This window comes from Algorimicrobium bowmanii, assembly GCF_054031195.1.
The window spans coordinates 148,787-162,434 of sequence record NZ_CM132929.1; the positions used below are offsets into that span (position 1 = coordinate 148,787).

The window sequence follows — 13,648 nt, forward strand, 5'->3', positions numbered from 1 at the left end:
CCTACTTACCCAACTTATGTTGAAAAATTTATCATCAAATTACAAGAATAATTGGCTGTTAACTACAGGATTCATTAGTTTATTTCTTGGTTTCTTAAGCTTATTGTATACAATAGTTTACCCATTTTCTGAAGATCCTTTTGCAAATAGTGGGTATTATAACATACCCTACTTTTTATTTTTAGTCCTTGGTATTATAATAGCACCCATATGGGAAGAATTGAGTTTTAGAGGTGGCTTTACTAACTCTAAAATTATTAAAATTGTATCAATTTTTGGGTTGCTTGGCTTACTCATCTATACAGAACTTGTAACACTTAAAATTACTACTCTAATTTACATTGTTTTATTAATAGTTAGCTTTTATAAAAAATCAAACGCACTGCAAGCTGGCTTATTTATTGGAAGTACGGTCCTGTTCGCGCTATTCCATTTAAATTTAGAGCATCCCTTTTCCATAACAACACTACAAGGTTTCCTGTTTAGGTTGGCCTTTGGGTTCTTTGCAATATGGGTTTGTATAAATTTTAGTTTACTAAAATCTATGCTTTTTCATGCTGCTTGGAATTTTATTTTTTTAGGTTTTCTAACTATTAGTTTATTATTTCCTGATGAAACCATACATCATTATGAAAATGATATGATAAAAGTTACTTGGAAACGCGTATCAAAATCTCCAACTTACTCAATAATTACAAATAAGATTAATAGCCAAACTCTTGAAGCAAAGGCTTGTGATGTTACTTTTTTATTAAATTCTACTAAATGGACTCTAAACCCCAAGGATTCTATTATAGATTTTGTACCAACCGAGCCTTTTATGGCTTACAACGTAGAAATAAACTTAAAAAAAGATACTATAAATACAAACCAAAACCTGTACACTTTAACTAGGCAGTTTTTATCAGAAAGTGAATTAATATTATTAAAAACGGAATAACATCTTCTACTTATAGACAACAAAAAAAGCCGACTTTTAGAGTCGGCTTTTTTTATAATGAATAGTGTTTTATACTAGTCTAAAGCAGGAATACGCAATACTTGACCTGGATAAATTTTATCTGGATCGGTTAACATGGGTTTGTTGGCTTCAAAAATAACGGGGTATTTCATAGCATTTCCGTAAAAATTCTTAGCTATTTTCCCTAATGTATCGCCACTAACAACCGTATGAAACTGTGCTTCTGGCTCTGTGTGTTCAACCGTCATTTGATCGTCCACAACAGCTATCCCATTGGAGTTACCTACTACTAAAATAATTTTCTCACGTGTAGCTTGATCATAAGCCATACCGCTTATGGTTGCTGTATCATTAACTATAGTAATTTTTAAATTTTCAGCTTGTAACTTTAAATCTGAAACTGTTTCCTGAAGTCTACTAGCAGCATCTGCTTCACGTTTTAATTTAGCAGCTGCCGCATCCGCCTTAGCCTCTGCTGCTTCTTCTGCCTCGGTTTTTCCTATACCAAATACTTTAGCACCAGCATCTTTAATAAATGAAAATAATCCCATAATTGTTTACTTGTTTTTATATGTTAATAGTTGATTTTTTCTATCCCATAAATTACAAAAATTATACGTGTAAAACAGTAATATTTTGTGTTTTTTAAACAAAAAAAGAACTATTAAAGGCTTTCGCATTCAACAGTTCTTTCTAGTAATAAATTGTAAAATACTTACAAAATCGTTCGAGTAGATTCGCGTATATTTTCTTGTTTTTCAAGTTTAAACTTTCGCTTTTTAAGCTGATTACTCTGCTTACCGGTTTCATCTCTAAAAAATTGTATGTAGCCACGACCTGTAAATTGATAAGTCGTTCTGGATGATGGCTGATACAATTGAATTGTAGCATCGTTTATAACTCGCAACTCAAAAACCTCATCCGAAAAATAATCATAGTCTAAAGTTAAGGTTTTTAGATATTGATTGCCCTGTATATCCCTCACATTATAAAGTCCGGAATAATCCCAGAAAATAGTGTTTGGATTATTTGCATTCACGTCCTGTGAGCTTTTAAATTCAGAATCGTTACCACCGGCTAAAAACTGTAAATAATTTTCATAATCAAATGGATTTGGCGCTCCTGTAGGACTGGTATATGTTTTCTCCCAAGCTTCATACTCTTGTAAGAAATAATGAATATTATCATAAAAAACATAGTTATAATCAAACGTACTACGTTGGTAACCATCTAGAAAGTACGAGGTATCATTATTAGGGTTGTATAATTCAATTGTATTATAATCTATTTGATACACATCAAATGTTTGATATCCGTCAATAATATGATAAACGTCCAAAATATTACTATAAGCATCATAGTTTCCTGTTTGAATACCAAATCCGTTCCCTTGACTTCCAAAACCAACTAAATTATTGTTGGCAAAAAGAGCACCATTTCTAAATGAAACTGTAAAAGCTATTTGTAGAAAAGGGGTTTCGGAAAAGCCTATGGTTTCATTAATATCCACATACCACAAATCGTAACTACTTAATAGCTGATTTAAAGAACTAGCAGGTGTTCCGGAAGCATGATAGCTATCAACTATAATTTCGTCGGTATAGCAGGCAGTAAATAAGACTGCAAAAATAGCAGATGCAAAAAGTAATTTTATTGATTTCATATGTTCGTTTTTTGTATTCATAATTGAAGCCTATATCCCACAAATTGGCAATTATGGAAGTCATAAAAAACTTCCAACAAGCTTCTTTTATAACCCTATCATTTTAAAGTTATTATTACAAGGATTTCAAAACACGTGCCAAAATTAAAAAAAGCCAGCTTACCGATTATCGAAAAAGCATAATATTTTATGTATTTTTGAACTATAAAATACACTTACAATTATGAGTAAACCTTTAAAATATGCTGTTTTCGGATCTGGAAGTTGGGCCACAGCTATTGTAAAAATGCTTTCTGAAAACTTAGAAGAAGTCGGGTGGTATATGCGAAGCGTTTATACCAAAGAACATTTACTTAAGGAATATCATAACCCGAGTTATTTAAGTTCGGTTGAATTTAAAGTCGATCAATTAAAATTAAGCAACGATATTAATGAAATGGCAGCTTATGCCGATGTTCTAATTTTCGCCATTCCTTCAGCATTTATGTATGGTGAATTAGAAAAACTAACTACCGATGTTTCTGAAAAAACCCTAGTTTCTGCTGTAAAAGGCATACTTCCTGAATCAGGATTATTAGTTGGGGAACATTTTCATGATATATACAAAGTACCGTTTAATAATATAGCTGTTATTGCTGGACCTTGCCACGCTGAGGAGGTGGCTTTAGAACGTTTATCATACTTAACCATTTCTTGTGCAGACTCAGACAAAGCAAATGCCATAGCAAACAGTTTATCTAGCGATTATATAAAAACAAAAATTAGCGATGATGTAATTGGCACCGAATATGCCGTTATGCTTAAAAATATTTATGCTATTGCTGCCGGAATAGCTCATGGTTTAGGCTATGGTGATAATTTCCAAAGTGTTTTAATGAGTAATGCTATTCGTGAAATGAAGCGTTTTATTAAGAAAATGCACAAGATGAAACGAAACATTAATAACTCGGCTTATTTAGGTGATTTATTGGTAACTGGTTACTCGGTATTTTCTAGAAATAGAATGTTTGGAAATATGATTGGCAAGGGTTACACCGTAAAATCGGCACAAATGGAAATGAATATGGTAGCTGAAGGTTATTATGCTACAAAAAGTGCACACTTATTAAATGAAAAAAACAAGCGTAAAACAAGAACGCCTATTATTGATGCTGTTCACGCTGTTTTATATGAAGGAAAAGAGCCTAAAATAGTATTCAAAAAACTAACAGACAAGTTGGATTAACTCATGGTATTCAAAATTAGTTCTGGAACACTCTAAAAAGTAAAATTTTGATTTTTAAAGAAACTCAAAAATTCACCCAATGGTGGTTATGGCTTATTCTAATTCCATTGGCTATTTTACCTTTTTACGGTTTAATAAAGCAATTGGTATATAAAACACCTTTTGGTGACAAGCCTATGTCTGATTTAGGCCTGATACTCTTCGCCTTTTTCATGTGTGCGTTTCTTTATTTTTTTTGGGTGTTACGTTTAGAAACCACAATTAACAAACAAGGTATTGTTCTGCATTATTTTCCATTTATAAAGAAAGAAACGCCTTGGTCGGATATAAAAGACCTAGCGGTTATTACTTATGGTTTTGTTGGATACGGAATACGTTGGGGTAGTATACATGGTACCGTTTATAATGTAAAGGGACAAAAAGGCCTTTTAGTTACTTTAAAAAACGGAGATAGTTATGTAATAGGTACTCAGAAAGAAAGCGAGCTAAAAGGTATTTTAGAAAAACAAACCCTTATTTAAGTTTCATTTCAGCGTTTATAATCTGGGCAACAGCTTGTTTATACTTTACAGGGTTTCCTGCCTTTTTAATGCCTTTATAAGTCTTTTTAGGGTTAGATGTTGATTGAGAAAAGTATTCCCAAAACCCGAGCATTTTCATTTTTATAGGTGTTGGCCCCGATAAATAGGCATCATATTGCTGATAAATGGTATCGTGAAACTCTGAAAAAATAGCCCATCGATTTTCTGGGTATTCCGTTGTATTATTCTTAATCATTTGCGGTAAAAAAGGGTCTGCTATAAGCCCTCTACCAATCATAAAATGCTTAATATTTGGAAACCTATCTCTTACAGTTTGGAAAGCTGCAACACTAGTAATATCGCCATTATAATATAGCGTATGCTTGGTGTTATCTATACATTTTTCAAAAGCATCTAAGTTAACAGGACCTTTATACAATTGTTTTCCTATTCGCGCATGAATAGCTATATTTTTAAGTGGATAGCGATCTAAAATAGGAAAAGCCTCTAATATTTCCTCTGGGTTTTCATACCCCATTCTCATTTTCATAGAAACAAGAATATCCGTTTCGTTATGTGCTTTTTGTAAAACCTCATCAATTCTATTCGGGTTACAGATTAGTCCAGATCCCATACCGGATTTAGTAACCATCGGATAGGGGCAGCCCAAATTCCAATTCAGTTCCTTGTAACCAAGGCTTTGTACATATTTAGCAACAAAAAGAAACTCGTCAGGGTCGTTAGTAATAACTTGCGGAATAACCTCTAAAGTACTATTGTTTTCAGGAAGTAAATCGTTTTGATAGGATTGCTTGATTTTTAGCTTACCGTTAAGTCTAATATAAGGCGCATAAAACGTGTCTATACCTCCAAAGTAATGATGAAAGGCATTACGGAACCTAAAATCTGTAAAACCCTGCAAAGGCGATGAAAGCAATGTTAAATCCATATAATAATTTATGGGGCAAATATAGTGTATTTCCTGAATGTGGGTTTGGATTAAAACCTTTTGAATATTTATTTTCAAGTAGGTTAAATACTTAAATGAAAAAAGCCAAATTTTTCAATTTGGCTTTTAAAATACAAAGTGTAACATGGCAAATACAACCTGTTACCTTACAGCTATTAAATTAAGGTAAATTATATACGTTTTACTGGGCAACCTATAGCTTTCGTGAAGTTAGGATTTGGTTTTTCGCCGTTTTGTAAAGCATTGATAGCATCTTCAACATATTTGACAGTTACAGATTCAGCTGATTTTGCATTATCATCAATAGTACCAATATATTGTACTTTACGATCTTGATCTAATAAAAATACGTGTGGCGTTCTTAAAGCACCATATTGTGGAAATATTTCTTGACCTTTATCTTCTAAATAAACGAATGGAAATGCTTTTTCGCTAGCACGCTTCTGCATAGCTTCAAAATTTTCTTTCTCGTTATCTTCACTAACATTCGGGTTTATAGCAATAACAGGATACCCTTTTGGAGCATAGTTATTATGTAAAGTAATTAAACGGTCTTCATACATTTTAGCAAAAGGACACTCATTACAAGTAAACACTACAATATAACCTTTAGCATCAGCAACATTGGCTAAAGAAAACATGCTACCATCCACATTTTTAAGTTCAAAATCGGTAGCTGTATCACCTATTTTATAACCCGTCATTTCACTTAATGATTCTGTTTGTTCTGGGTTATGATTACCTCTTGGTGGGCCTTTACGATCTCCTGGAGGTGGACCTTTATGTTCTGGTCTATGAGTTTCAGCAGTAGCTTCTGGTTCTACTTTCTGTTTTGCTTCCCCTTTACAGGAAACAATCACACTAGAAAATAAGCCAATAAAGGCTGCACACATGAGTAATTTTTTCATAATAATTTGTTTAATTATTGTATTAAAGTTTCTGTTACTGTTTGTTCTATAGCTTCTAAACTTGGAAAACTATGCTCAAAATAAGCCCGTTTATCTTTATTAAAAATTATAGTAAAAGGAATTGCACCAGACCAATTAGGAGAAACTTTATCTATCCATGTATTAGCGTCTGGATCATCTAAAATAACAACTTTAGATGTTATGTGTTTTGACTTTAAGAAAGGCTTTAATTTTGTTTCAATATCTTTTGGGAAGTCCATGCTAACAAGTAAAACCTCTACTTCAGGATGTGCTTCGGCATAGGCTTCTATAAATGGTAATTCCTTAACGCAAGGCACACACCACATGGCCCAAAAATTAATAAGATATGTCTTTGAACTATCTGTATACAACAACGGTTCTAACTCCTCAAAATTATAAACAGGAATTTCTGAATTAGATTCTATTTCAAGAACAGGTTCTTTTTTATTTAGATTACAGCTTAAACAACTAAACAATAAAAAAAAATATAAATAAGGTTTCGTTAGCAAATTTCAAGATTTTGTTGCCCTTTAGACTTCTAAAAGCCTGAAAGGTTTAACACGTATCCTAAAAAAATACTTATTTTACTAGGACTCCTTTTACATCCATAAGAGGAATGGGCTGCAAAGCCTTTAAGTTAACAGTGTTTTTACGAAAAACAAAGGTTTTATCGAACATGGTATTACCTTGGAAAAAAGTAACTTTAAACTGATTATTTAAAGCAAATAAATCTTCTTGAAGTAACTCGATCTTCGCATAACTTTTGGCTGGTAATTTATCAATTTTCTTACGAAATGTAGAGGTAATTTTATCTTCAGAATATCCGTTAGTTACAATAATAACAACATCTAAATCTTCAGTGTTTTCATTAATAATATAAGCATTCCAATCTTGCGTTTTATAAATCGTATTATACTCATTTACTATGGCAATGGAAACACCTGTTACTTCTGGAATGACTATATCTTTTTTCATAAGTTGTATGTAAGCTTTTGGCTTCTTTTAATAAATTATTGTGTTAAAGAACAATCTGAGATGCAAAAATAGAAAACTATTCAAAAAAAGTATTAGAATAACCAGAAACTGTAATACCAGTTAGGTTAAAAATAATCAGATGATTTAATAAGGTTTTCGCATCGTAGGTTTCAAATAAATTTCGACTTTTAAAAAGAATTGTATCTACACGTTCTAAATAGAGCTTAGCCGTTAATGACACATCTACAGTACATCTAATCAACCCATTGTTTTGGGCCTCATAAAGTAATTTAAGAATTATATCATTTATAAATACGTCTGAAAACTCAAGAAAAACAGCATCGGCTTTGGGGTAATATTTTTGAAGACTATATAAAAACGCGGGATCTAAATATTTTAAATATTCGAACCCGCGTCTATAAATAAGAATTATTTTTTCAATAGCATCTAATGATGATTGCTTCTGAATGGCTTTTACTTCATGCAAATATTCGTCTATTATATAGCTAACACTTGCTGATACTAAAGCAGCTTTACCATTAAAATACTGATAAATAGTTTTTTTGGAAATCCCTAATTCTGAAGCCAAATCATCTAATGTAAACCGCTTACTACCAAACTTAGTAAAGTTGGCCACAGAACACTTTAGAATTTCTTGCTTACTAACCATTTTTCAGATTATAGGACTATTATTTCCATCCACCACCTAAGGCTTTATAAAAATTCACAACAGACACTAATTGCTGTAACTTATTATCAATACTATTTAATTCGGCTGTTAACACACTTTGTCTAGCCGCCAATAAATCTAAGTAATTGGCATAACCGTTTTCTAATAATAATTCTGAGTTACTTTCGGCACGACGTAACGCTTCTACCTCATTTTCACGATATTCATATTTATCGGCTTCAGCTTGATAAGCGTATAGGGCATTTGAAACTTCTTGACCTGCAACTAGCAAGGTTTGTTTAAAGTTTAAAAAGGCCTGTTCTTGCTGTGCTTGAGAAACTTCATATTGTGTTCTTATTTTTCGCTGATTAAATATTGGTTGTGTTAAGCCACCAACAATATTAGCAAATAGCGAGTTGGTATTAAACCAATTATCGAACTCTAAACTTTGAAAACCACCTGATGCACTTAAAGTTAAAGATGGATAAAAATTAGTTTTAGCAACATTTGTTAATTCAAAGGCCTGCATAAACTCATTTTCGGCCGCAATAACGTCTGGTCTGTTACGAAGTAGCACATACGGCACACCAAGTTTCATTTCGGTTGTAATTTTCTGTTCATCTAATGTACTACGCTCAAAACTTTGTGGCTGTTTTGCTAATAAAATACTCAATGCATTTTCGGTTATAAAAATTTCACGTTGAATATCAATTTGTAGCGCACGCACATTGTTATACTGAGCTATATTCTGATCTACTGCAACCTGTGTTACTTGTCCAGCTGCTTTTAAAGCCTGAATAGTTTCTACAGACTTGCGTCTTGTTTCCGTTGTTTCTTTAGCTATGGCTAACTGAGCATCTAATGCTACCAACGTGTAATAAGTTGTAGCAATAGATTCTATTAGTTTGGTTTTAACAGCTTGATGTGCGGCTATACTTTTTAAATAACCAGCTTGAAATGCTCGTTTATTACTTCGGATTTTACCCCAAATATCAGCCTCCCATGATAAGTTTACAACGCCTTCATACTGATCAATACCACCATTAAAAAGAGAACCAAACTGGCTGTTTTGAGATAATTCTTGATGTGTATATGTAGCACCAGCATTCAACGTTGGTAAATAACCTGCTTTTCCTTGTTTTAAATAAGCTTCACCAGCTATTATCTGTTGGATAGCAACACGAATATCTATGTTATTCTGTAAGCCTTCCTCTATATATTGGGTTAAATACGGATCCGTAAACACTTCCTTCCAAGAAACATCTGCCATTGATAAACTATCAACTGACAACGAATCTGTACGGTAAAGAGTTTCTGTTTCCTCTTCTAAATCTGGACGTTCATAGTCTTTTGAAACCAAACAACTTTGCATAGTTATCAAAACAAATACCAGAACACTTCCTCTTAAAAACAATCGTTTATTTATGTTTATTGTCATGATTTTATTCTTTAATTTCTTGATTCGTTACTACTGTTTTTCCAGATACTTTTTCTTGAAGCCATTGAAATAATATGAACAATATTGGAATCACAAATACACCTAAAATTGTACCAATTAACATACCACCCGCGGCACCAGTACCAATAGAGTTGTTACCTTCCGATCCGACACCTTTAGCTATTACCAATGGCATTAATCCTAAAATAAAAGCAAAGGATGTCATTAAAATTGGACGTAAACGAGATTTAGCACCGTTTATGGCAGCATCTACAATACTCTCGCCATTTTTACGTCTTTGTAGAGCAAATTCCACAATCAAAATGGCATTTTTAGCAAGCAATCCGACCAGCATTATTAAGGCTATTTGGAAATAGATATTGTTTTCCAACCCGAAGAACTTGGTACTAATATAAGCTCCAAAAACTCCAAATGGTAATGAGAACACAACGGCCAATGGAAGTAAATAACTCTCGTATTGTGCACTTAATAAAAAGTAAACAAATAAGATACTTAAGATAAATATAAAGGTTGTTTGATTTCCTGCATTTACCTCTTCACGTGTTAAACCAGAATACGCAACAGTATAGTTACTTGGTAATTTAGCAACCTCTTCTTCAATAATACGAATAGCATCACCTGTACTAAATCCTGGATTTGTAGCTCCGGTAATATTTGTAGAATTAAATAAGTTAAAACGCGTTACCGACTGCGGACCATACACACGTTCTAAGGTTACGAATTGTGTAATAGGTGTCATCTCACCAGTATCGGTTCTGACGTACATACTATTTAAATCGCTTACCTCAGCCCTATCTTCTGGTAAAGCTTGAATATACACACGATATTGCTTACCAAATCGAGAGAAATCAGAAGCGTAAATACCACCTATATATCCTTGTAACGTTGAAAATATACTACTAATTGAAACGCCTTTCTCTTTAGCTAGAGGCACATTTACCTCCATTTCATATTGAGGATAAGACGTATTAAATGATGATTGTGCGTATTGAATTTCAGGGTGCTTCATTAAAGCCATTGAAAACTCCTTATTCACCTTATCTAAATCGGTGAATTCGCCTCCAAATTTATCTAACAAATTAATTTCAAACCCTGCTGAATTACCAAATCCACGGATACTTGGAGGAGAGAAGAATATAATTTTAGCTTCTGGAATACCGGCCGCTATACCAAATAATTTTCCGGTAATAGCTTGTGCAGAAAGTGTAGCATCTTCACGGTTGCTCCAGTCTTCTAATTTAATAATTCCCATTCCGTAATTACTACCAGAACCACTAATTAAACTTCTACCTTTTATAAAGTTTACACCTACAATACCTTCTAAATTTTCTATTCTACTGTATAAGTCTCTTGCAACAGCGTCAGTACGGTCTAAAGACGAACCTGCTGGCAACTCAATATTAGCGAAAATAATTCCTCTATCTTCATTCGGAACAAATCCTGTTGGTGTTGTAGTAGAAGCCCAGTAAATACCAACTGCTGTAATAATTAGTAAAACTACTGATACAAATTTACGCTTATAAAGAAACTTAAGCGAATTCCCATAACGCTCTATAGTAGCGTTAAATCCGCGATTAAAAAGCGTATAGAAACGTTGTAATGGACTCTTTCCTTTTAAGTCTTCATCATCTTTATGACCTTTTAATAATAAAGCACATAAAGCAGGACTTAAGGTCAAGGCATTTACTGCTGAAATTAAAATGGCAATAATAAGTGTTACACCAAACTGCTCGTAGAATACACCAGTAGGACCTGTAATAAAAGTAACTGGAATAAATACCGCCGCCATTACTAAAGTAATAGATATAATAGCTCCTGAAATTTCATTCATAGCAGTTATAGTTGCACGCTTCGGATTGGTTTCACCTTCATCTAATTTGGCGTGTACAGCCTCTACAACTACAATGGCATCATCCACAACAATACCAATAGCTAGTACCAATGCGAATAAGGTTAGTAAGTTTATAGAATACCCAAAAACATTTAAGAAGAAAAACGTACCAATAATAGAAACTGGCACCGCAATAGCTGGTATTAATGTAGACCTAAAGTCTTGTAAGAAGATAAATACTACCAAGAACACTAATAAGAACGCCTCTAAAAGCGTATGAATTACCTTTTCAATAGAAGCATTTAAAAATAAACTTGTATCGTATGGCACAAATATACTTAAGCCGTCTGGAAGATCTTTTTCTACTGTTGTTAAGGTTGTTTTTATATTTTCAATAATTTCCTGAGCGTTCGAACCTTTGGTTTGAAAAATCCCCATGAAAACGGCTGGATTTCCTAAACTCATGGCATTTGACGAATAGGATTGAGCATCAAGCTCTATAGTTGCTACATCTTTTAAACGTAAGAACTCTCCATTACCTAAAGCTTTTATAACAATATCGTTGTACTGCGATTCATCTTTAAAACGACCACTATACGTTAAGGTATAAGAAAAGGCTTCCCCATTATTTTCACCTAATGAACCAGCTGCTGCTTCTAAGTTTTGTTCCTGTAAAGCTGCTGTTATATCGGAAGGAATTAAATTATAAGCGGCTAATTTTTCTGGTTTTAACCAAACACGCATAGCGTAATCTTGCTGAGAAAAAACACTTACATCACCAACACCATTAATACGCTGAATGGCAGGGATAACATTTATTTTTAAGTAATTCTGAATAAATGTGGCATCATAATCCTCATTTTCGGAATACATGGAAATAAACATCAAGGCACTGGTTTCCTGTTTTTGTGTGGTTACACCAGTTTGTATAACTTCTTGCGGCAATAAAGGAGTTGCTCTAGCTACACGGTTTTGAACGTTTACCGCTGCAATATCGGCATCCATTTCTTGATTAAAGTATACGGTAATTTCTGCAGTACCATTATTAGACGCTGTAGATGTAATATAAGTCATTCCCTCCACACCGTTTATCTGCTCCTCAATAGGAATAATAACACTTTCTAAAACGGTTTCTGCATTGGCTCCGGTATAACTCGCTGAAACCTTAATTGTTGGCGGCGCAATATCCGGGTATTCTTCTATAGGTAAACTAGTAATACTAATAACACCTAAGATGACTATTATAATGGAAATTACTGTTGAGAGAACAGGTCTTTCAATAAAAGTTTTTAACATGATTTAAGGGTTTATTAGTTTTTAAACAAAGTTTTAACAGGCTTAATTGCTGTTTCAAAATCCATTGGTTGTGGCGAAATTTTCATACCACTTCTTAACTTACCAACTCCTGATACTACAATAGTATCTTTAGTATCTACACCAGATTCTAATACATATAAATTACCAACTGCTGTTTTCACCTTTACAATACTTGTTTTTACGGTATTATCTTCAGCTAGCTTGTACAACATAACATTACCTTGTTGCTCAAAAGTGGCCGTTTGTGGTATAACTGTAGCATTTTCATGAACAACTGGAATTTGAATTTTACCACTGTTTCCATTTGTAATTAACAAATTTGGATTATCAAAAACTGCTCTAAAACTAACGGTACCAGTATTTTGGTTGATTTGTCCAGAACTAGTTTCAATTTTTCCTTTTTCAGAATAAACACTTCCATTGGCTAATATTAAATTCACTTCTGAAAAATTGGCTAACTTATCAGCTAATGTTTTGCCTTTAGAATTTTCTAAGAAATCTAAATACTGAGATTCTGTTAAACTAAAGAAAGCATACACTTGACTAATATCACTTACAGTAGTAAGCGGTTTAGGGTCGCCAGGACTAATTAATGTTCCTTCTCTAAAATTAATTTGACCTACATAACCATCAACAGGACTCTTTATAGTAGCATATGCTATATTAGCTGAAACTGCACTATAACTCGCTTTTGCTTGTTGCAGATTTGCTTTTGCTGTTTCTAATTGAATAGGACTAATAATATTTTTCTCTACTAACGGCACTAGCTTATCAACCTCTACTTGAGCCACATTTACACGTGCTAAAGCTGCACTTGCATCTTGACTAAGTGATTCGGTTTCTAATTTGAATAAAACCTGCCCTTTAGACACTTTTTGACCTTCATCGACCATTACTTTTTGAATATATCCAGACGTTTTAGCTCGAACATCACTATTAACGATCCCTTCAATTTTTGTAGGATACTCTTGATAACCGGTTACGGTTTTAGGCTGTACTTGTGTTACAGGGTAAGGAGCTGCTGGCGCTTGCGCTGCCGGCTGTGATTCTTCCTTTCCGCCACAGCTTAAAACAAATAAAAATACGCCTAGCGCTAATATTGAGTGGAAATTATTTTTCTTCATCTT

General features: G+C 33.4%; 13 protein-coding genes. 3 read left to right on the forward strand and 10 right to left on the reverse strand.

Annotated elements, in window-relative coordinates:
• The first annotated feature begins 16 nt into the window (after positions 1–16).
• Complete coding sequence (locus ACW5R3_RS00660) at positions 17–940, forward strand: CPBP family glutamic-type intramembrane protease (RefSeq protein ID WP_456577694.1); 924 nt, start codon at positions 17–19, stop codon at positions 938–940.
• A gap of 74 nt (positions 941–1,014) precedes the next feature.
• On the opposite strand, the gene lysM is transcribed toward ACW5R3_RS00660, so the two are convergent.
• A complete protein-coding gene (lysM, locus tag ACW5R3_RS00665) occupies positions 1,015–1,512 on the reverse strand; it encodes a peptidoglycan-binding protein LysM (RefSeq protein ID WP_456577695.1) in 498 nt (165 codons plus the stop codon).
• Between the two features lie 164 nt (positions 1,513–1,676).
• Positions 1,677–2,624, reverse strand: coding sequence for a nicotinic acid mononucleotide adenyltransferase (locus ACW5R3_RS00670; protein ID WP_456577696.1), 948 nt, complete (start codon positions 2,622–2,624; stop codon positions 1,677–1,679).
• A gap of 223 nt (positions 2,625–2,847) precedes the next feature.
• Here ACW5R3_RS00670 and ACW5R3_RS00675 point away from each other — a divergent pair, with 223 nt between their 5' ends.
• Together ACW5R3_RS00675 and ACW5R3_RS00680 are read left to right on the forward strand one after the other, a co-directional pair.
• Positions 2,848–3,849 carry an NAD(P)H-dependent glycerol-3-phosphate dehydrogenase gene (locus tag ACW5R3_RS00675; protein ID WP_456577697.1) on the forward strand — a complete coding sequence of 334 codons (1,002 nt, stop codon included), beginning with the start codon at positions 2,848–2,850 and terminating at the stop codon, positions 3,847–3,849.
• Positions 3,850–3,896: 47 nt separating this feature from the next.
• The gene (locus tag ACW5R3_RS00680; protein WP_456577698.1) at positions 3,897–4,370 is read left to right on the forward strand and encodes a hypothetical protein; all 474 of its coding nucleotides are present in this window, start codon (positions 3,897–3,899) and stop codon (positions 4,368–4,370) included.
• Here ACW5R3_RS00680 and ACW5R3_RS00685 read toward each other — a convergent pair.
• The 8 genes from ACW5R3_RS00685 to ACW5R3_RS00720 all read right to left on the reverse strand — a co-directional run bounded on the left by ACW5R3_RS00685 (position 4,363) and on the right by ACW5R3_RS00720 (position 13,645).
• Positions 4,363–5,319 carry a tRNA dihydrouridine synthase gene (locus ACW5R3_RS00685; protein ID WP_456577699.1) on the reverse strand — a complete coding sequence of 319 codons (957 nt, stop codon included), beginning with the start codon at positions 5,317–5,319 and terminating at the stop codon, positions 4,363–4,365. The two genes, ACW5R3_RS00680 and ACW5R3_RS00685, sit on opposite strands and share 8 nt — an antisense overlap.
• Positions 5,320–5,510: 191 nt before the next feature.
• The gene (locus ACW5R3_RS00690; RefSeq protein WP_456577700.1) at positions 5,511–6,248 is read right to left on the reverse strand and encodes a thioredoxin family protein; all 738 of its coding nucleotides are present in this window, start codon (positions 6,246–6,248) and stop codon (positions 5,511–5,513) included.
• A gap of 14 nt (positions 6,249–6,262) precedes the next feature.
• Positions 6,263–6,778, reverse strand: a complete 516-nt coding sequence (locus ACW5R3_RS00695) for a TlpA family protein disulfide reductase (protein ID WP_456577701.1) — start codon at positions 6,776–6,778, stop codon at positions 6,263–6,265.
• Positions 6,779–6,848: 70 nt separating this feature from the next.
• A complete protein-coding gene (locus ACW5R3_RS00700; protein WP_456577702.1) occupies positions 6,849–7,244 on the reverse strand; it encodes a hypothetical protein in 396 nt (131 codons plus the stop codon).
• A gap of 76 nt (positions 7,245–7,320) precedes the next feature.
• Positions 7,321–7,914 carry a TetR/AcrR family transcriptional regulator gene (locus ACW5R3_RS00705; RefSeq protein WP_456577703.1) on the reverse strand — a complete coding sequence of 198 codons (594 nt, stop codon included), beginning with the start codon at positions 7,912–7,914 and terminating at the stop codon, positions 7,321–7,323.
• 19 nt (positions 7,915–7,933) lie between these two features.
• Positions 7,934–9,352: an efflux transporter outer membrane subunit gene (locus ACW5R3_RS00710; RefSeq protein ID WP_456577704.1), complete on the reverse strand. Its 1,419-nt coding sequence runs from the start codon at positions 9,350–9,352 to the stop codon at positions 7,934–7,936.
• Between the two features lie 4 nt (positions 9,353–9,356).
• Positions 9,357–12,500: an efflux RND transporter permease subunit gene (locus tag ACW5R3_RS00715; RefSeq protein ID WP_456577705.1), complete on the reverse strand. Its 3,144-nt coding sequence runs from the start codon at positions 12,498–12,500 to the stop codon at positions 9,357–9,359.
• 14 nt (positions 12,501–12,514) lie between these two features.
• Complete coding sequence (locus tag ACW5R3_RS00720) at positions 12,515–13,645, reverse strand: efflux RND transporter periplasmic adaptor subunit (RefSeq protein WP_456577706.1); 1,131 nt, start codon at positions 13,643–13,645, stop codon at positions 12,515–12,517.
• Positions 13,646–13,648: the final 3 nt, after the last annotated feature.